An 18,034-nucleotide genomic window follows, 5' to 3' on the forward strand; every position below is an offset into this window, starting at 1 on the left:
GACCCGGCGCCCCGCCCCGAAGCACCACCCTCCGCACCACCCCCGTTCTGAGGAGTCCCCGTGGCCATCTCGGTCTTCGACCTGTTCTCGATCGGCATCGGCCCGTCGAGCTCGCACACGGTCGGCCCGATGCGCGCGGCCCGCATGTTCGCCCGCCGCCTGCGCAACGAGGAGCTGCTGGACTCCGTCGCCTCCGTCCGGGCCGAGCTGTACGGCTCGCTCGGCGCCACTGGACACGGCCACGGCACCCCCAAGGCGGTGCTGCTCGGCCTGGAGGGCGACTCGCCGCGCACGGTGGACGTGGAGACGGCCGACGACCGCGTCGAGACGATCAGGTCATCGGGCCGCATCCGCCTCCTCGGCGAGCACGAGATCGCCTTCGCCTACGACGACGACATGGTCCTGCACCGCCGCGAGACCCTCCCCTACCACGCCAACGGCATGACCCTGTGGGCGTACGACGCCGAGGGCGCCGAGGTGCTGACCAAGACGTACTACTCGGTCGGCGGCGGCTTCGTCGTCGACGAGGACGCGGTGGGCGCGGACCGCATCGTGCTCGACGACACGGTGCTCAAGTACCCCTTCCGCACCGGCGACGAGCTGCTGCGCCTGGCCCAGGACACCGGCCTGTCGATCTCCGCCCTGATGCTGGAGAACGAGCGGGCCTGGCGCGACGAGGACGAGATCCGCGAGGGCCTGCTGGAGATCTGGCGGGTGATGCGGGCGTGCGTGGACCGCGGCATGTCCCGCGAGGGCATACTCCCCGGCGGCCTGAAGGTCCGCCGCCGCGCCGCCAACACCGCGCGCAAGCTGCGCTCCGAGGGCGACCCGAAGGCCCTGGCCATGGAGTGGATCACCCTCTACGCGATGGCCGTGAACGAGGAGAACGCGGCCGGCGGCCGGGTCGTCACCGCCCCGACGAACGGCGCGGCGGGCATCATCCCGGCCGTCCTGCACTACTACGTCAACTTCGTGCCCGGCGCCGACGAGGACGGCGTGGTCCGCTTCCTGCTCGCGGCCGGCGCGATCGGCATGCTCTTCAAGGAGAACGCCTCCATCTCCGGCGCGGAGGTCGGCTGCCAGGGCGAGGTCGGCTCCGCCTGCTCGATGGCGGCCGGCGCCCTCGCCGAGGTGCTGGGCGGCTCCCCCGAGCAGGTGGAGAACGCCGCCGAGATCGGCATGGAGCACAACCTCGGCCTGACCTGCGACCCGGTCGGCGGCCTCGTCCAGATCCCGTGCATCGAGCGCAACGGCATGGCCGCCGTGAAGGCGGTCACGGCGGCCCGGATGGCGATGCGCGGCGACGGCTCCCACAAGGTCTCCCTCGACAAGGTCATCAAGACCATGAAGGACACCGGCGCCGACATGTCCGTGAAGTACAAGGAGACGGCGCGGGGCGGGCTCGCGGTGAACATCATCGAGTGCTAGGCGGATAGGCCCTGACCAGCGCGTTCGTTTCTTTCAGCGCTGTCGGGGAGGGTGCGATATCCCTCTCTTCGCGATCGTCTGCTGTTACACCGGCCTACCCCCGTCTCCGCCCCGACTCACCGTCCTTGTGCTTCCTTGGCTTCCCCGGTACGCCGTCGGGGAAGTGCCCGTAGCCATCCACCACTTCGTGGCCGACACCCGCATGCGCCGACGGCACCGCTCCGGGCGCGAGGCCGTGGATGCCCAGCACGCCGGCCAATACCGTCATCACCAGCAGCCCGAAAGGCCGCCCTGCCGACGGCTGCTGCTTGATCGGGTGCCCTGGTCACGCGCCCATGGTGCGGGGCTACCGGCTGCGACCCAGGCGTGACAGTACTTGACGAATCACGTGTTTCGATCGGATGGCCACGAAAGTGCCGCGCGACACCACCGCTCGCCCCCTCCCCATGGCGGCCGCCCTGTGGCGAGACGCTCAGGCACTGATCAGATGATCCCAGGCCGTACGGTCTGGCCCGCCCCGAGGCGTGGGGCCGCGGTGCACACTCCAATGGCCACCCTGCGAGCCCATGGTCACCATGGCCAGTGGCGGCACCGTGATGTGCCAGAACGCCGTCACCGGTACCGCCAGAGCGTGGACCACCGCGGCCCGAGCTACGGCCGGCTCGGTGATCACTACTGCACACCCCCTCTGTGGCGGCAGGTCGCTGAGCCAGTTCGTGACGCGTTGGCAGAGCTGGCGCACGGATTCACCCCCGTGGGGTACGGCATCTGGGTCCGTCAGAAAGGCGGAGAGTTCGTACGGATCGGTTGCGGCGACTTCGGCCGTGGTGCGGTCGCGCCACGCGCCGTAGTCGAGGTCACGCAGCGCAGGCTCCACCTCGGCTGTGAGGGCGAAAGCACGAGCAGTCCGCGCACAGCGAGGGGAGGGTGCCCGGATAACCGCGGAGCATCGGTGCAGCGCCGCTCCGATGGCGTCGGCGCCGGCCGGGCCGCACTTGCTCAGGGCCGCGTCAGCGAAGGTCGGCCGATTCGGGTCGACTCCAGCGACGGCACAGAGAAATGTCAGGCAGATCGACATCCGGCTGATCTCCTTTCCGCTCAGCAGACGGACAGAACGGCGTGACACGACCGAATCGCCTGAGCACTGAATGTGGCGGACCAGCCGGCTGCGTCAGCGCCAGCTGATCAAGCACTCGGCCGGGTGATGGAACAGGTACCTCCAGGTTCGGGCACCGTCGCTCGTGAACCCATCCGGCACATGTCCGGAACGTCCCGCCGACCGGCTGGAGCAGCCCCGCCAAGTGGCTGCTGCCGGTCTCGGCTGCGGGAGGCGCGCCCGGTGGTGGGTACGCATCGGACAGTGGGGCCCGATGGTGAGTGGAGCACGCATGATCAGGGTGATGGTGGTCGACGACGAGGCGCTGATCCGTACCGGCTTTCAGCACATCCTCGAAGCGGCAGACGACATCGAGGTCGTGGCGGCGGTCCCTGGTGGCCAGGCGGTCCGAACGGCACAGGAGCGGCGCCCCGCCGTCGTACTGCTGGACATTCGGATGCCTGACGTGGACGGCCTGACCGTCCTGGCCGACCTTCGCGGCCTGCCGCACCCTCCAGCGGTAGCCATGCTCACGACATTCGGTATGGACGAGTACGTCGCCGCGGCACTTCGCTCGGGCGCTGCCGGCTTCCTGCTCAAGGACACCGACCCGGAGCAACTGCCCTCCCTGGTGCGGACTCTGGCAGACGGCGGCACCGTCCTGTCATCGGAGGTCACCCGCACCATCGTGGACGGCTACCTGAACGTCGGCCCGCAGCAGGACGCCATCCGCAGCCTCGACCGGCTCACCGAGCGCGAGCGTGCCGTGCTCACAGCCGCTTCCGAGGGGCTGACCAACGCCGACATCGCCGCACGGATGCACCTGAGTACCGGCACGGTCAAGGACCACGTGAGCGCCATCCTGGCCAAGCTGGAGGTAGGCAGCCGTGTCCAGGCCGCCCTGCTCGCGGAACGCGCCGGCTTCCTCAGACCAACACGGGACGACGAGGAACCATGAGCATCCGCCGCCCTCCCGCCCCACTACTGGACGCCCTCCTCGTCGCAGCGGCACTGCTCGATGTCTGGGTCCATGCCGACTTCTCCGAGCCGCTGCGCCCGGCCTGCGCCCTCCTCGCTGCCTGCGCCCTCGTCCTGCGCCGGCGCCTGCCGAGAGTCACGTTCCTGCTCACCCTTCCGGCCGTTCTCCTCTCCGACGCCGTCTTCGCGGCCCTGGCCGCGCTGTACACGCTCGCCTCGCTCACCCGGGGACGTACGCTGCTGGTCGTCTGCGCCGTGGCGTTCACGGTCAGCAACCTGGTTTCCCTGCCGTCGCCGGGCTTGGAGTTCTCGGCGCCATCGACCTTCATCTCCTTCGGCTATACGGCCGCGACGGCAGCCGCACCCGTCTTCCTCGGTCAGCTGGTGCAGGCCCGGCGCGACCTGTCGTTGCGGCTCGCGGAAATCTCCCGGGCACGCGACCACGAGCGGCATCTGACCGCCCAGACCGTGCTCGCCCGGGAACGGGCCGCGCTCGCCCGCGAAATGCATGACGTCGTCGCTCACCAGGTCAGCCTCATCGCGGTCCGGGCCGGGGCGCTCCAGGTCGGCAGCCGTAACGACGAAGTCCGAGAAGCCGCAGCCACGATCCGGAAGTTGAGTGTGCAGACGCTGGAAGAGCTGCGGCACATGGTCAGCGTCCTGCGCACCGCCGGGGGCGGTCCTGCGGAGCTGGTTCCCCAGCCCTCACTCGCTGATCTTCAGCGGCTGGTCGACAACAGCGGTATCGAGACCGATCTGCAGACGGACCTGTCGGACAGCCTTTCACCGCCTGTACAGCGTGCCATCTACCGCACAGTCCAGGAGGCGCTGACCAACGTACGCAAGCACGCACCCGGCGCCAAAGCAGTCGTACGCATCCGCCACGAGCACACGACCGTCCGTGTCACCGTCACCAATGGCCCACCAACGCGACCCGCTCTGTCCCTGCCCGGCGCCAACTATGGCCTAGTCGGCCTGCGCCAGCGCGCTGAGCTGCTGGGTGGCACTGTCACGTGCGGCCCCACGACGGACGGGGGCTATCACCTGTCGCTGGAACTCCCTGTCACCGGCGGACGGTGACAGGCTCTTCAGCGCCCCCGATGACACTGCAGGCAAGAACGTGCAAGCCCTCCTCATACCGCGGCTCCCTGGCGACGAATACCTGGCGAGACAGCAGGATCTACGACCGACACAGTCAAGGAGTCCTCATGACGGGACAGCAGCTCGGGGTGAGCGGCAGCAACCGCTCGGTCACCGCCCCGTGCCGAATCCCTGGTCATGGCTCACTTCCGGGCCCGGTCGGGAAGGGGCCACGTGGTTGACCTCGCCGTAGACGAGTTCGCCCACGACGAGGTGGCGCGGTCCGGGGGGTGCGGACCATCGACGACTTCTTCCACGAACCGCGGCGTCACGGTTAAGGCCGGCCCGCCGACCGCCGGACATATCCGAGGAGAGCATCGTGCCAGTCATCACCACCCCCCAGTCCTTCAACGAGGAAGACCTCTACGTCGACCTCGCCCCGATGCTCGGGCACCGGCTCTTCCTCAAGTGCGAAGGCTTCAACTTCGCCGGTTCGATCAAGCTGAAGGCCGCGAACGAGATGGTGGAGTCCGCCGAACGGAGCGGAATCCTCTCCCCCGACTCCATCCTGGTGGAATCCTCCTCCGGCAACCTCGGCGTCGCGCTGAGCATGATCGCGGCGAGCAAGGGATACCGGTTCGTCTGCGTGACGGACTCCCGCTGCAACCTGACCACCCGGCTGATGATGGAAGCCCTGGGCAGCCAGGTGCACGTCGTCTCCGACGAGCACGCCGCCGGGGGCCTGCTGGGCGCGCGGCTGGCCCATGTGCGGGCCCTGTGCGCCGCGGACGACCGCTATGTGTGGCTGAGTCAGTACACCAACGCCGACAACTGGCGTGCCCACTACTTCCGGACCGCTCCCGCCATCGCCCGCCGGTTCCCGCGACTGGACGTGCTCTTCATCGGCGTCGGGACCACCGGCACCCTCATGGGATGCGCCCGCTGGTTCCGTTCCTGGCACCGGCCGGTGCGGATCGTCGCCGTGGACAGTGTCGGCTCCGCCATCTTCGGCGACCCGCCGGGCCGCCGGATGATCCCGGGCCTGGGCATGAGCACCCGCCCGCCGCTCCTCGACGAGACGTACGTGGACGAGGCGGTACGCGTCGACGAGGCGTACACCATCCGCACCTGCCGAAGCCTGGCCCGGCGCGGATTCCTCTTCGGCGGTTCCACCGGCACCGTGGTCAGCGGCGCGGCGAGCTGGCTCGCCCGGCACGGGACGCCCGGCCTCACCCCCGTGGCCATCGCCCCCGACCTCGGCGAGCGCTACCTCGACACCGTCTACCAGACCAACTGGGTACAGGCCCTCTACGGCGACGACGCCCTCGCCCCCGAGCAACCCCCCGACGGCACGTCACCGGGGTCGTCCGCACCGTCCCCGCGGGTCACCCAGGGACGGACACGACGCCGAACAGGTCGGTGGTCGCCCACGAGGACCCGCCGGCTGATCCCACCGTGATGTCGACGGCGATCACCCGTCGACTGGCCCTTCGGGGACGTGCGCCTCACGGCGACCCGCGCCGGGCAGCGATCCGGGGTAGCCCGGAACGCGCCCGGTTCCACCGACGGCTCGGCGGACCTCGCCCGCGCGCTCGGCGCCACGGTCGTGACCGAGCCGCGCCGCGGCTTCGGCGCCGCCTGCCACGCCGGGCTGACCGCCGCCACGGCCGACATCGTCTGCTTCTGCGACTGCGACGCCTCCCTCGACCCGGGCCTGCTGACGCCCTTCGTGCGCGAGATCCGGGCCGGCACCGCCGACCTGGTGCTCGGCCGCCGACGACCCCGGGGGCGCGGCGCCTGGCCCCCGCACGCCCGGGCCGGCAACCTCGCGCTCGCCCGGATGCTGCGCCGCCGCACCGGCCTGCGGCTGCACGACCTCGGCCCGCTGCGCGCCGCCCGCCGCGAGGCGCTGCTCGGCCTCGGCCTCACCGACCGGCGCAGCGGCTACCCGCTCCAGATGGTGGTACGGGCCGCCGACGCGGGCTGGCGGGTCACCGAGCACGACGTGCCGTACCTGCCCCGCACGGGGGCCTCGAAGGTCACCGGGACCTGGCGCGGCACCTGGCACGCGGTACGGGATATGCGCGGCGTGCTCGCCGAGCAACCGGAGCGCAGGGTTCCGCGTGACACGGCCCGCGAGGGTCGTGGGCCGAGTTGCTGGTGACGTACTTGGCTCGCGCGGTGCGGCCGGTGCGGTCCGAACTGGTCCGACCGCCGGAGTTGTACGGCGGGTCGCTGATAACAGCGTTGACGCTCTCGTCCGGGAGGGTCTACCGCCCTCTGAAGTCTTGCTTGCGTTTCGCGGTCCGGTACAGGGAGCGGCAGACACCGTGAGGGGTCCGCCGCCCTACCGGCCAGGGGCCGGCCTGCTGCCGCCGGCGCCGGACCGGGGCAGAGCGGTCGATGCCAGGAAGTCGTCGAGCATGGCGGTCTGCAGCTCCTCGGGGAAGCGGTCCGGGTCGAAGAGGGCCTGGACAACAAGTCCGTGGGTGAAGGCGACGGCAGTGGCGGCGAGTTGTTCCGGGTCGGCGGTGGCGGGAAGCTCGCCGAGGTCGCGTGCGGCTTCGAGGTGCGGGCGGATCGTCGAGCGCAGCCGGGTGTAGCGGTCGGCCTGCTCCGCAGCCAGGTGGCCGTCGGCGAGGGAGAGGTCCCAGGAGCTCACCCAGATGCGGTTGCGGGCGGTGTCGCCGGGGGTCAGCGGGAGGATGTCCAACAATGCGGCGCGCACGGTGGCGAGCCCCTCCGCGGGACGGGCGCGGCGGGGACGTTCCGCGGTCCGCTTCTCCAGCAGGTCCAAGGCGTGCGTGATCAGAGCGCGTTTGGTCGGAAAGTAGTGCATGAGCATCCCGGTCGAGACGCCCATCGCAGCGGCGACGGCACGCAGCGTCAGCCCGCCGAACCCCTTGTCGGCGAGGACCTGCCACACCGCCTCGGATACGTCCTTGCGGCGGGCTTCACGGTCTCCGGGTGCGGGCGGCATGCTGCTACCTTACGTACCGAACGCTTGTTACGCAGCCAGGGAATGAGGCATCCGTGTTCGCACTGCCGCTCGGTGACAACGCTCGACTCCGCCCTCTGGAGCCCTGGCAGGCGCAGGAGTTCCTCGACCACATCGACCGCGCCCGGGCGTATGTGGACCCCTGGATACCCTGGGCGACGTTCAGCACCGACCTCGCCTCCGCCACGGCCACCCTCCAGCGGTACGCCGACCAGACGGCCACGGACACCCGCCGGATCTACGGGATCTGGCTGGACGGCACGCTGGTCGGCGGGGTCATGTTCACGAAGTTCGACACCACCTCCGGGGTCTGTGAGGTCGGCTGCTGGCTGGAGGCGGACGGGGCGGGCCAGGGGCTGGTGACCCGGGCCTGCCGGGCATTGATCGACTGGGCTTTCCGGGAACGCGGGATGCGCCGGGTCGAGTGGGTGGTCGCGTCGGGCAACACCCGCAGCATCGAAACCGCGCGACGGCTCGGCATGACCCGCGACGGTGTGTTGCGGCAGCACTCTCTGTACCGGGGCGCGCGGCACGACAGCGAGATCTGGTCGGTCCTCTCCGAAGAGTGGGCAGCCGTGGCGGAAGTGCCCGTGACCGACGGCAAGGCCGAGCTGGACCATCTGACGCGCACCTTCTTCGGCGCGTTCACCAACACTGGCGGCAGTCGGCCTGACCTCGGCGTCATCCGCGACCTCTTCATTCCGCAGGGGAGGATCATCGCGAACGTCGGGGGCGAGCCCGTGATCTACGACCTCGACGCGTTCATCGAGCCCCGGCAGAAGATGCTCACCGACGGAACGCTGACGGAGTTCTCCGAATGGGAGGTTTCCGAACGCACCGAGATCTTCGGATCGGTCGCCCATCGGTTCACCGAATATCGCAAGTCCGGCTGCCACAACGGCGAGTGGTTCGAGGGCTCCGGCCACAAGACCACCCAATACCTCCGAACCCCGGCCGGCTGGAGGATGTCCTCGCTGGCCTGGGCCGACGCACCCGCCACAGTCGACGAATGACCGTGCGGATCCCGGTGACACGGAGAACTCGGGCTTGAGCTTCCACGCCGGGCTTCAGCATCCGCCTCAGGACGGTCGGGCAGGCCGGGAGAAGCTGAAACGCCTGGTCGAACTCGACGTCCTCACCGAGGTCGACGCCAGCAGCTTCACCAGGAAGCGATAGTCGACCGAGCACCGCGACCAGCAGCCCTGCCCCGCCTCACCCGGAAATGGACATCAACGCTTGCCCCCGGCGAGCCAGCGCAGGTACGGCTTCGCTCCCTGGAGCAGGCCCGAGCGCGGGTAGGCAGCCACCATGGTGCGGTGGGTGCCGCGATCGAGGTGGTGGCTCCAGGAGTCGACGTCGACCTGGTCCTCCGGTGCGGCGACGTGCCCGTCGACGAAGTCACCCCAGGTAGTGGTGCAGCAGTTCCAGCCTCGGTCGATGACTCACCGCTCGCACGCGAGCATGCCGAGCATGTTCGGGTGGCGGCGCTGCCACTCGCCATCTAGGGCGATGACGTCTCCGACGCGAGGGACGTTCCTGGGGCACAGGCAGCACCTGATGCAGAACGCAACGGACACGGTGGAGCTCCCCATCACCCTGCGGGCCGGACTCGCTCAGCCTGGCAGCCCGGCCCCCGTTCTGCGACGCCGCCATGCCGTCTCGGTGCCTTCCGTCACTGTGGTGCAACAGCAGGTGCAATACCCGTATTGCAGCTGAGCTGCGCGAATCGTCCTGTGCCATCGAAGGTCAAGCACGTGCCATCGTCCTGAGCGGCCGGACGTGGGTCCGGGAGGCAGCTCCCCCCGAGCTCCGTGTAGCGACTCTGGCGGGCCGGGCCTTGGGTCCCGTCGTCGCAGCAACCATGACAGGAGTACGCCATACCGCAGCCCGGCAGTGCCCCGGAAGCCGCCTTCTTGAACCTGGCAAGAGCTGCGGAGTACTTGGGCATCTCTCCGAACACCCTTTACGTCTGGCGTCATCGACGTCAGGGTCAACCCGCTGGCGTAAAAGCCGCAGAGCCGTGGCCTGGACGCCATGGACACGTGGCTGGAGCAGGATCAACAGTCGATTCTCCCTGAGAAGTCCCTGCTGGCCGGTTGGGCCAAGCAGATCACCCTGAACCCGCAGGTCAGGTACCTGATAGCGTCTGGGGCCAACATGAACGTGAAGTACAAGGAGACGGCGCGGGGCGGGCTCGCGGTGGACATCATCGAGTGCTGAGAGGACCGCTGATGAGGCGTTCGGCGCCGCGCACGAGCTGGGAGAAGAACGCCAAGCAGGTTGCCGCAGTCGTGGCCCTCGGCGGATTTCTTGGGCTGTCGCTGTGGCTCGGTGACGAGCTGTGGAATCTGGCCGCGTACTGGCCGGCGTCCGGCATCGGATTCGCCGCCACCGTCGCCGTGCTGCTCCCGATCACGTTCAGGGCGGCCAAGCGCTCCTTCCGCCGGGCCCGCTCGGACGGGGGCACATACCAGCCTCGGTGGCTCGTGGCCGGCCTCGCGTACGCGGCAGTAGCCCTGCTGAGCGCGTTGGCCGTGTCCCGCGCGATCCCCGGAAAGGGCTCCTCGGACTACTCCTGTCACAGCGGATGGCAGCCATGCTGGGTGAACCACCACTACCCCGGGGCCTTCCTCATGACACTCGTCAGCTTGGCCGCGACAGCGGCAGTCATGCATTGGCTGCCGAGCTGGAAGTCCAACCTCCGTGCCCGCTACCGCCGGCTCCGCTACCGCCGATAGCCGCCGAGGCCGTCGCCCCCCCGGACAGCGTCAACCTCCTGGCCGCTGGTGGCGGGCTCCTGCATACTCGCCACATGCGGCTGCCTGCCTCCCGCCCCGTGCCCGAGGCCCCGGATCACAAGGGGTTCGCGCATCTGATCGTCGTGCACCCGCCGTTCGCCGCACCGGTCCTGCCTGACCAGCGGCCCTCGGAGACCCCCGACCACGACCCGGAGGCGGCGCGGGCGACGGTACTGGGCCTCTCGACGGTTTCGGCGGTGCGACGTGAGCGCGCCCCGTCCCGGCTCGCGCTTCCGAAGAGTCCGGTCCGCAGGAAGGATCTGGACGAGGTGAGCGTGGCCGTGTGGGGCTCCACGGTGAAGATCACCGATCCGGCGCTCGTCGAGGGCGGGATGGAGTCGGGCGCGCTGGAGGACGAGTTCCGGGCGCAGAAGGAGAGGTATCCGGAGGCTCTGATCGTCGCCGTGTGCTCGCTCAACTTTCGTTTCCACTACACGAAGCTCCTCGCCGCAGCGCCCAACACCCCTGACGTGAAGATCGAGGGCCGCTGGTCGCTGCAGACCACCGGTGAACCGCGTGCCGTTCTGGCCGCCGCCGGGGTCGATCTCGACGAACTCGATGCCGAGTACGGTGACGAGTTCGCCCCCGAGCACAAGGACGACGACGGCGGCGGGCTCCGCGACTTCGACGGCTTCCTCCACATGCTCACCGGGGGTGCTCTGGGCGTCTACCCGGACGAAGAGCGCGTCCACTCGACCTTCGTGGTCATGCGCAGCAAGCACGGCAAGGACTGCCTCCGCAGAATCTGGCTTCCCATAGGCGCGCGCCGCACGATGCTCCGGCTCCTCGGGTACCGCAACCAGTGAGTCCTGCGCTGGGGCCATCGAGTGCTGAGGCGCGTCCGCCCGGTGTGTCAGATGCCGCAGTTCGGCGCCGACCAGTACGGCGAGGGGTCGAAGGCCACGTGGGTGTGGTCGTTGTGGCCGGGGTAGCCCGGGCCGAGGATCTCCGAGAAGCCGTGGGTCCTGGACTGCTGCGCCAGGCGGCAGAAGCTGGGTGATCCGGTGAGGTCGGCCGCGTCGCCGTAGAGGTGCCGGCTGGTGGACGAGCCGCCGACGGCGTTGTTGCAGGCGCGGGAGCGGAAGCCGCTGGAGATGGTGATCGGCACGTCCCCGAGGGCGTGCCGCATCGCCTCCAGCTTCCACATGGTCCTCAGCGCGTTCGACTTGGCGGTGGCGGCGGAGACCGCGCCGCCGGACCAGTCGGAGTTGCACTTGTTGAGTTCCGCGTAGCTGAAGTGGACGGGGGTGCAGTCCGCGTCCTGGAGGGCGTAGATCTTGTTGAAGGTGGCCGGCCCGGCGACGCCGTCCGCGCCCAGTCCGTACGCGGCCTGGAACTTCTTGACGGCGGCGGCGGTGCGGGCGCCGTACTGGCCGTCGTAGGAGAGGCGTTCGCCGGAGGTGACCCAGCCGGCGACCCTGATCTGGAGCTGGGTCACGTCGCCGCCGGAGGATCCCTGGGAGAGGGTGCGGTTCCAGGTGTAGCAGGAGTCGGCGTGCGCGGCGGTGGCGGTGGCCCCCACACCCACCGCCGCTCCAGCCATGAGCATGACAAATGAGAGAAGCAGGCGTGACGCGCGTCTGAACATCCCGGCCTCCCGACCGTCGAGCCGAACATGGACCGGACCAGCGTGCGGTACGGGGCTACGCGCGTCAACAGCGCCCGGGAGAAGGGAAGTCGACGTTTACGCTTCCGGCGGGGATCACCCGTGCCATGGTGGGGAATAAGCAACTCCCGTTCCCCCACAGCCCCTCAGGGAGGCCCCATGCTGCGCGGCATCGACGTCAGCGCGTACCAGTCGTCCAGTTACGGCACGGACGGCCTCTCCTTCGTCTTCGTCAAGGCGACGGAGGGCCGTACGTACGTCAACCCGAAGCTCGCGGCGCAGACGAAGCGGGGCCGCGACGCCGGGCTCGTCGTCGGCTTCTACCACTTCCTGTGGCCGGGCAACCTCGACGCCCAGGCCTCGTACTTCGTCTCCAAGGCCCCCGACCGCAAGGGCGACATCCTCGCCGTCGACTGGGAGACGACGGGCGAGGGCACCCACGCGAGCAACGCGGAGAAGGACAGCTTCATCCGGAAGGTGCGGGCGCTTCGGCCGGACAACCGGGTCATTCTCTACTGCAATCGGAATTTCTGGCTCAACGTCGACACGACGTCGTACGCCGGTGACGGCCTCTGGATCGCCGACTACGTGACGGCGGGCAAGCCGCGCATCCAGGCGGACTGGCGCTTCCACCAGTACACGGACGACCCGGTCGACACCAACGTCGGGGACTTCGCGAGCAAGACGGCGCTCAAGGAGTGGGCGCAGCGCGCCTGAGATGCGTCGGGGGCGCCCCCCGGTCCCGCCGGGTGGCGCCCCTGAGCGTGTGGGCGTTACTTGTTCAGGGGGGCCCAGAACTCCTCGAACGACATCAGCCGGTCGCCGTCGAGGTCGCGGTTGGCGATGATCGCCTCGGCCACCGACTCGGTGACGTTCCAGTCGCCGCCCTGGGCCAGCGCCTTCTTGAACTCGGCCGCGGTGATGAACCCGTCACCGTCCGTGTCGATCCGGTCGAACTGCCTGCGTGCTTCCTCGATGTCCGCCACCGGTCCGCCCCTCATTCCCTGCTCAGCTGGTCTGCTCTGCTCGTCCCGTGGACGAATCTGACGCGAGTCAGACTAGCTGGCCGCACTCCGGCGTCAGTGCCAGGGCCGGTAGTGCGGGTTGCTCTCGCAGTCGCTCATGATCTCGGTCCTGGTCTGCCGGTCGACCGGGCAGACCCCGATGATGTACTTCCGCTGGATGCCGCCGGGGAAGGCCACCTCGACCTGGTCGGCCCACTTGTGCTTGTCGCCGATGGTCTTGTTGACGTCGATGCCGCCGGGGGCGTCGATGTAGTAGTTGTAGCCGGACTTGTACCAGGTCTTGTACAGGTCGTGGTCGTAGCTCGTCGAGACGTACGGCGAGGGCTGGTTGACCAGGACGTACTTCTCGACGTCGTACTGGCCGTTGTACACGTCCTTGGCGTGGAAGCCCTCCTCGAAGACGACCTGCGGGCCCCGGCTGTCGCTGCGGTAGAGGGTGCCGCAGGTGGTGCGCCAGACCGGCTCGGGGGTGATGCGGTCGACGTCGACGCCCCGGTCGGCGGCGGCCTTGGTCTTGTCGTCGAACTGGGGGCAGGCCGGTGCGGCCTTGGCGGGCGCCGTCGCGGTGGCGGCCGAGCCGGGGACGGTGGCGGCCGACGTGGCGAAGACGGCGGCGAGCGACAGGACGGCGGCGGCGGCGGCCCTGCGCCGCAGGCGAGTGGTGATCATGCGGACCACGATCCCGTTGGCGGAGCGGCACGTTCCGGATTCTCACCCGTAGGCGGCGTGTCCGGTGAACGGTGTTGCTCCCGGCTCCGGACGGTCACTCACCGGTCCACGACCCGCATCTCGAACCACGTCGTCTTGCCGCGCGGCAGCAGGTCGACGCCCCATCGGTCGGACAGCTTGTCCACGAGGAAGAGGCCCCGCCCGCTGATGTCCGTCTCCTGCACCGGCATCAGACACGGCAGCCCCCGGGAGGGGTCGCGGACCTCGACGCGGATCCAGCCGGGGCGGCGGCGCATGTGGAGGCCGAACACCCGGGCGCCGGTGTGGCGGACGGCGTTGCCGACCAGCTCGGAGACGAGCAGGACGGTGTCCTCGGTGACCTTGGGGCCGAGCTGCCACTGGCGCAGCGCCACCACCTGGGCCAGCCGGCGGGCGGTGGCGGCGGACTCGGGGCGGGACGGTAACGGAACCTCGCGCTCCGTGGGGTTGCCGAACAGCTCCAGCGCCTGGTGCGCGCGTTCGTCCTCCACCGCCGGCGACCAGCGCGCCGCGGTCGCACGTCCGGCTCCCCGCGGCTGTTCCGTACCCTCCAGCCCCGCCATGCCCCCATCATGGCCGCCCCCGGAGGGCTCCGGGGCCGTTCCCGGGGAATACGCCCCCGCGCGGGCGCGGCTCGACGGGGGGCGATCGGCATATGCCAGAGGCAGCTCGATACCGGGAAAGGCCCCATTGACCTGGGCGGACGACTCGGCCGGAGACAAGCGGCGGCCTCCCTCGACACGACACGCTTAATGGTGCGTTAAGGCTGCCATAAACCGCCCCATCGAGGGACCCGGACCAGACATCGCGTCAATTGCAAGCCCGTCAGCCGAACTTCGCCTTCCCGGGGCCCTCCTCCACGAAGCTGCGCATCCCGAGTTCGCGGTCCTCGGTGGCGAACAGACCCGCGAACCAGTTGCGTTCGACGGCGAGGCCGGTCTCGATGTCCGTCTCCAGGCCCGTGTCGACGGCCTCCTTCGCCGCGCGCAGCGCGATGGCCGGCCCCTTGGCCAGCCGCGCGGCCCAGGCGTGCGCCTGCGCGTAGACCTCATCGGCCGGGACCACGCGGTCGACCAGGCCGAGCGTCAGCGCCTCCTCGGCCTTCACCTGCCGGCCGGTGAAGATGAGGTCCTTGGCCCGGGAGGGGCCGACCAGCCGGGAGAGCCGCTGGGTGCCGCCGGCGCCCGGGATCAGGCCGAGCAGGATCTCGGGCTGGCCCAGCTTGGCGTTCTCCCCGGCGATGCGGAAGTCGGCGCAGAGCGCGAGTTCGCAGCCGCCGCCCAGCGCGTAGCCGGTCACCGCCGCGACCACCGGCTTGGGGATGCGGGCCACCGCGGTGAAGGAGTCCTGCAGGGCACGGGCGCGCACGATCATCGCCGCGTGGTCCATCGCCTGCATCTCCTTGATGTCCGCGCCCGCCGCGAACACCTTCTCGCCGCCGTAGATCACCACGGCGCGTACGTCGTCGCGGCGGGTGGCCTCCTCGGCGAGCTCCTTGAGCCGGTCCTGTGTGGCGACGTCCAGGGCGTTCATGGGCGGGCGGTCGAGACGCAGCGTGCCGACGCCTTCGGCGACTTCCAGATTCACGGTCATGCTCCGCAGGTTAGCGGGCGTTCACTCGCCGTGGCACTTGCGGGTGCGTCGTCGGCCGACGGCCGGTGGTGGGTTGCTCGCGCAGTTCCCCGCGCCCCTTCGGGCGCGGGGACGGCTCGTTTGTTATGCCTTCCACTTCTCCCAGGACATGTTCCAGCCGTTGAGGCCGTTGTCCGGGGCGATGGTCGCGTCCTCGGAGTTCTTCACCACGACCACGTCGCCGATCAGCGAGTTCTCGAAGAACCACGCGGCCGGCGCCTTCTCGTCCCAGCCGCCGCGCACGTCGCGCAGCCCGATGCAGCCGTGGCTGGAGTTGCGGTTGCCGAAGGCGTCGCCGCCCCAGTAGTTGCCGTGGATGAAGGTGCCGGAGGTGGACAGGCGCATGGCGTGCGGGACGTCCTTGATGTCGTACTCGCCGCCGTAGCCGACCGTCTCGCCGTTCATCCGGGTCACCGCGAGCCGCTCGGTGATGACCATCTGGCCGTTCCAGGTCTCGTAGCCGGGCGAGCCGGTGGTGACCGGGATGGTCTTGACGGTCTTGCCGTCCCGGACGACCTTCATCGTGTGCTTCTTGGCGTCGACGACGGAGACCTGGCTGCGGCCGACGGTGAAGGAGACGGTCTTGGCCTGCTTGCCGTAGACGTCCTCGCGGCCCTCGACGCCGTCGAGGTTCAGGTCGACGGTGACCTTGGTGCCGGGCTTCCAGTACTTCTCGGGCCGGAAGTCGAGGCGGTCGTTGCCGAACCAGTGGCCCGCGACCTCCACGGCCGGTTCGGTCTTGATGCGGATGGCCTTCTCGACGTCCTCGGGGTTGGTGATGCCCCGGGTGAAGCGGATCGAGAACGGCATGCCGACGCCGACCTTCGAACCGTCCTCCGGCGTGAAGGTGCCGACGAAGGTGTTCTCGGGCGTCAGCGTGGTGAAGCGGGAGTCCTCGGCCGCCGAACGCCCCTCGGCGTCCTTGGCGACCGCGTGCACGGTGTACGTGGTGGCGGCGGCCAGGTGGGTGGACGGCGTCCAGGTGGCGCCGTCCCCGGATATCTTCCCGTCGACCTTCGCGCCCTCGGCGTCCTTGACCACGACCTCGGTGAGCTTGCCCTCGGCGGCGGCGACCTTGAGCGCGCCGCTGGTGTCGACGGCCTTGGCCCCGTTCTTCGGCGCGATGGTGACGACGGCCTCGGACTGCTTGCTCTGTGCCGCGGTGGAGTCCCTGTCCTTGGCGTTCTTGCCGTTCCCGGCACCGCCCCCCGAGCCCGATCCGCCCCCGCCGCACGCGGTGACCGCCAGCATCAGCACGGCGAGCACCGCCCCCGATATCGGACGCACGTTCAACTTGTCTCCCCTCGCCGGGCCTGGTCCGGCCCGCACCCCGGTGCGCCCGCGCGCACCGGCGCATCGTAACCGCAGGCCAGGGGGACAGGGGACTGGTGAAATGTCACTGTTCCGTACCGAGTTGGCGCCGGGGCGCCGGGGTCACTTCACGGCGCTGCCGGCCGTCCACTTCTTCCAGCCCATGTTCCAGCCGCCGAGCCCGTTGTCCGGGGCGACCGTCTTGTCCTTGCTGTTGACCACCTCGACGACGTCGCCGATGAGGCTGCGGTCGAAGAACCAGCCCCCCGGGGTGTCGGAGCCGCCGCCCTTGTCGTCGCGCAGCCCGATGCAGCCGTGGCTGACGTTGGCCCGGCCGAACGTGTCCTCGGGCGCCCAGTAGTTGCCGTGCAGGAAGGTGCCGGAGCTGGTCAGGCGGATGGCGTGCGGGACGTCCGGGATGTCGTACTCGCCGCCGAAGCCGACCGTGCGGCTGTTCATGCGGGTGACGTCGAGCATCTCGGTGATCACCATCCTGCCGTTGTAGGTGGGGGTGGCGGGCGCCCCCGCGGTGATCGGCACGGTGGCCAGCAGCGAGCCGTCGCGCCGCACCTCCATGGTCCGGCCGGCCGCGTCGACCCGGGAGACCTGGCTGCGGCCGACGGTGAAGGAGACCTTCTTGTGCTGGAGTCCGTAGGCGCCGGGCGCGCCCTCGACGTCGCGGAGGTCGAGGTCGACGGTGACCTCGGTGCCGGGCTTCCAGTACTCCTCGGGGCGGAAGTCGAGGCGTTCCTTGCCGAACCAGTGGGGCCGGACCTCGACGGCGGGCTTCGCGGTCACCGAGATGGCCCGTTCGACGGCGGCGCGGTCGGTGATCTCCCGGTTGAACTCCAGCGAGACGATCATTCCGGTGCCGACGACCGAGCGGTTCTCGGGCGCGACGTACGCGATGAAGCGCTCTTCGGGGACGTAGGTGGTGAAGGTGGTGTGCCGGGCCGAGCGGTGCCCTCCGCCGTCCAGGGCGACGGCGTCGACCGTGTACTTCGCGGCAAGGGCGAGCCGGTCGTCGTGGGGGCGCCAGCTGAGTCCGTCCTCGGAGATCCGGCCGGGCACCGGTGTCTCCTGCGCGTCCTGCGATCTGACGACCTTCACCGACTCCAGCCGTCCGTCGGACACCCGCACCGACAGCTTCTTCTCCGGCCGGACGGCCTTGCTCCCGTCGTCCGGGGTGACGCGGATGACGTCCTCGGCGGCGGGTGGCTTGCCGAACACCCCGCCGATGCCGCCGCCGTCCGAGGTGCATCCGGCGGCCCCGGCCAGCAGTCCTGCCCATGTCAGTACGGCGGCCAGAGCGGCCCCCGCGCGCCGTGCGCGCCCATGTACGTGCCTCACATCCACCCGTAACGACCGGCCCGC

The 18,034-nt window shown here is 69.9% G+C and carries 21 protein-coding genes and 1 pseudogene; 11 read left to right on the top strand and 11 right to left on the bottom strand.

What is annotated here, in order from left to right:
- Nucleotides 1–60 precede the first annotated feature (60 nt).
- Entirely contained in the window at nucleotides 61–1,428 is a 1,368-nt protein-coding gene (locus ACFC1X_RS29710) for an L-serine ammonia-lyase (protein ID WP_376359228.1), read from the top strand.
- Between the two features lie 94 nt (nucleotides 1,429–1,522).
- On the opposite strand, the gene ACFC1X_RS29715 is transcribed toward ACFC1X_RS29710, so the two are convergent.
- Both ACFC1X_RS29715 and ACFC1X_RS29720 read right to left on the bottom strand, forming a co-directional pair.
- Nucleotides 1,523–1,696 (bottom strand): DUF6153 family protein, encoded by a 174-nt coding sequence (locus ACFC1X_RS29715; protein ID WP_376359231.1) that lies wholly within the window; start codon nucleotides 1,694–1,696, stop codon nucleotides 1,523–1,525.
- Between the two features lie 204 nt (nucleotides 1,697–1,900).
- Nucleotides 1,901–2,506, bottom strand: coding sequence for a histidine phosphatase family protein (locus tag ACFC1X_RS29720; protein ID WP_376359234.1), 606 nt, complete (start codon nucleotides 2,504–2,506; stop codon nucleotides 1,901–1,903).
- Nucleotides 2,507–2,816: 310 nt separating this feature from the next.
- On the opposite strand from ACFC1X_RS29720, the gene ACFC1X_RS29725 reads away from it, so the two are divergent.
- The 4 genes from ACFC1X_RS29725 (at nucleotide 2,817) to ACFC1X_RS29740 (ending at nucleotide 6,746) form a co-directional block, all read left to right on the top strand.
- Nucleotides 2,817–3,482, top strand: a complete 666-nt coding sequence (locus ACFC1X_RS29725; RefSeq protein WP_376359237.1) for a response regulator — start codon at nucleotides 2,817–2,819, stop codon at nucleotides 3,480–3,482.
- Complete coding sequence (locus ACFC1X_RS29730; protein WP_376359240.1) at nucleotides 3,479–4,582, top strand: sensor histidine kinase; 1,104 nt, start codon at nucleotides 3,479–3,481, stop codon at nucleotides 4,580–4,582. The genes ACFC1X_RS29725 and ACFC1X_RS29730 overlap by 4 nt, the downstream gene beginning before the upstream one ends.
- 379 nt (nucleotides 4,583–4,961) lie before the next feature.
- Entirely contained in the window at nucleotides 4,962–6,041 is a 1,080-nt protein-coding gene (gene sbnA, locus ACFC1X_RS29735; RefSeq protein ID WP_376359243.1) for a 2,3-diaminopropionate biosynthesis protein SbnA, read from the top strand.
- A gap of 39 nt (nucleotides 6,042–6,080) precedes the next feature.
- The gene (locus tag ACFC1X_RS29740) at nucleotides 6,081–6,746 is read left to right on the top strand and encodes a glycosyltransferase family 2 protein (RefSeq protein WP_376359246.1); all 666 of its coding nucleotides are present in this window, start codon (nucleotides 6,081–6,083) and stop codon (nucleotides 6,744–6,746) included.
- Here ACFC1X_RS29740 and ACFC1X_RS29745 read toward each other — a convergent pair.
- Both ACFC1X_RS29745 and ACFC1X_RS29750 read right to left on the bottom strand, forming a co-directional pair.
- A pseudogene (locus ACFC1X_RS29745) lies at nucleotides 6,724–6,852 on the bottom strand (site-specific DNA-methyltransferase); the annotation flags it as partial. The gene ACFC1X_RS29740 and the pseudogene ACFC1X_RS29745 sit on opposite strands and share 23 nt — an antisense overlap.
- A 77-nt stretch (nucleotides 6,853–6,929) precedes the next feature.
- On the bottom strand, nucleotides 6,930–7,562 hold the full coding sequence (locus ACFC1X_RS29750; RefSeq protein ID WP_376359249.1) for a TetR/AcrR family transcriptional regulator: 633 nt from the start codon (nucleotides 7,560–7,562) through the stop codon (nucleotides 6,930–6,932).
- A gap of 53 nt (nucleotides 7,563–7,615) precedes the next feature.
- On the opposite strand from ACFC1X_RS29750, the gene ACFC1X_RS29755 reads away from it, so the two are divergent.
- The 5 genes from ACFC1X_RS29755 to ACFC1X_RS29775 all read left to right on the top strand — a co-directional run bounded on the left by ACFC1X_RS29755 (nucleotide 7,616) and on the right by ACFC1X_RS29775 (nucleotide 11,184).
- Nucleotides 7,616–8,593: a GNAT family N-acetyltransferase gene (locus ACFC1X_RS29755; RefSeq protein ID WP_376359252.1), complete on the top strand. Its 978-nt coding sequence runs from the start codon at nucleotides 7,616–7,618 to the stop codon at nucleotides 8,591–8,593.
- Between the two features lie 900 nt (nucleotides 8,594–9,493).
- Nucleotides 9,494–9,658 carry a helix-turn-helix domain-containing protein gene (locus tag ACFC1X_RS29760; RefSeq protein ID WP_376359255.1) on the top strand — a complete coding sequence of 55 codons (165 nt, stop codon included), beginning with the start codon at nucleotides 9,494–9,496 and terminating at the stop codon, nucleotides 9,656–9,658.
- Nucleotides 9,615–9,800, top strand: a complete 186-nt coding sequence (locus ACFC1X_RS29765) for a hypothetical protein (protein WP_376359314.1) — start codon at nucleotides 9,615–9,617, stop codon at nucleotides 9,798–9,800. The genes ACFC1X_RS29760 and ACFC1X_RS29765 overlap by 44 nt, the downstream gene beginning before the upstream one ends.
- An 11-nt stretch (nucleotides 9,801–9,811) precedes the next feature.
- Entirely contained in the window at nucleotides 9,812–10,318 is a 507-nt protein-coding gene (locus ACFC1X_RS29770; RefSeq protein ID WP_376359258.1) for a hypothetical protein, read from the top strand.
- 74 nt (nucleotides 10,319–10,392) lie between these two features.
- Nucleotides 10,393–11,184: a DUF6333 family protein gene (locus ACFC1X_RS29775; protein ID WP_376359261.1), complete on the top strand. Its 792-nt coding sequence runs from the start codon at nucleotides 10,393–10,395 to the stop codon at nucleotides 11,182–11,184.
- 47 nt (nucleotides 11,185–11,231) lie between these two features.
- Here ACFC1X_RS29775 and ACFC1X_RS29780 read toward each other — a convergent pair whose 3' ends face one another.
- Nucleotides 11,232–11,966: a D-Ala-D-Ala carboxypeptidase family metallohydrolase gene (locus tag ACFC1X_RS29780; RefSeq protein WP_376359263.1), complete on the bottom strand. Its 735-nt coding sequence runs from the start codon at nucleotides 11,964–11,966 to the stop codon at nucleotides 11,232–11,234.
- A gap of 177 nt (nucleotides 11,967–12,143) precedes the next feature.
- Between ACFC1X_RS29780 and ACFC1X_RS29785 the strand changes: the two genes are divergently transcribed.
- Nucleotides 12,144–12,701 carry a glycoside hydrolase family 25 protein gene (locus ACFC1X_RS29785; protein WP_376359266.1) on the top strand — a complete coding sequence of 186 codons (558 nt, stop codon included), beginning with the start codon at nucleotides 12,144–12,146 and terminating at the stop codon, nucleotides 12,699–12,701.
- Between the two features lie 56 nt (nucleotides 12,702–12,757).
- Here ACFC1X_RS29785 and ACFC1X_RS29790 read toward each other — a convergent pair whose 3' ends face one another.
- The 6 genes from ACFC1X_RS29790 to ACFC1X_RS29815 all read right to left on the bottom strand — a co-directional run bounded on the left by ACFC1X_RS29790 (nucleotide 12,758) and on the right by ACFC1X_RS29815 (nucleotide 18,010).
- On the bottom strand, nucleotides 12,758–12,970 hold the full coding sequence (locus ACFC1X_RS29790; protein WP_376359268.1) for an EF-hand domain-containing protein: 213 nt from the start codon (nucleotides 12,968–12,970) through the stop codon (nucleotides 12,758–12,760).
- 93 nt (nucleotides 12,971–13,063) lie between these two features.
- Nucleotides 13,064–13,678: an ADP-ribosyltransferase gene (locus tag ACFC1X_RS29795; RefSeq protein ID WP_376359271.1), complete on the bottom strand. Its 615-nt coding sequence runs from the start codon at nucleotides 13,676–13,678 to the stop codon at nucleotides 13,064–13,066.
- A 98-nt stretch (nucleotides 13,679–13,776) separates the two neighbouring features.
- Entirely contained in the window at nucleotides 13,777–14,280 is a 504-nt protein-coding gene (locus tag ACFC1X_RS29800; RefSeq protein WP_376359274.1) for an ATP-binding protein, read from the bottom strand.
- A gap of 262 nt (nucleotides 14,281–14,542) precedes the next feature.
- The gene (locus ACFC1X_RS29805) at nucleotides 14,543–15,310 is read right to left on the bottom strand and encodes an enoyl-CoA hydratase/isomerase family protein (protein ID WP_376359277.1); all 768 of its coding nucleotides are present in this window, start codon (nucleotides 15,308–15,310) and stop codon (nucleotides 14,543–14,545) included.
- Between the two features lie 123 nt (nucleotides 15,311–15,433).
- On the bottom strand, nucleotides 15,434–16,642 hold the full coding sequence (locus tag ACFC1X_RS29810) for an Ig-like domain-containing protein (RefSeq protein ID WP_376359280.1): 1,209 nt from the start codon (nucleotides 16,640–16,642) through the stop codon (nucleotides 15,434–15,436).
- 141 nt (nucleotides 16,643–16,783) lie between these two features.
- The gene (locus tag ACFC1X_RS29815; RefSeq protein ID WP_376359283.1) at nucleotides 16,784–18,010 is read right to left on the bottom strand and encodes an Ig-like domain-containing protein; all 1,227 of its coding nucleotides are present in this window, start codon (nucleotides 18,008–18,010) and stop codon (nucleotides 16,784–16,786) included.
- Nucleotides 18,011–18,034 lie beyond the last annotated feature (24 nt).

It is taken from the genome of Streptomyces sp. NPDC056128 (assembly GCF_042263835.1).
In the GTDB taxonomy this organism is placed as follows: Bacteria; Actinomycetota; Actinomycetes; order Streptomycetales; family Streptomycetaceae; genus Streptomyces.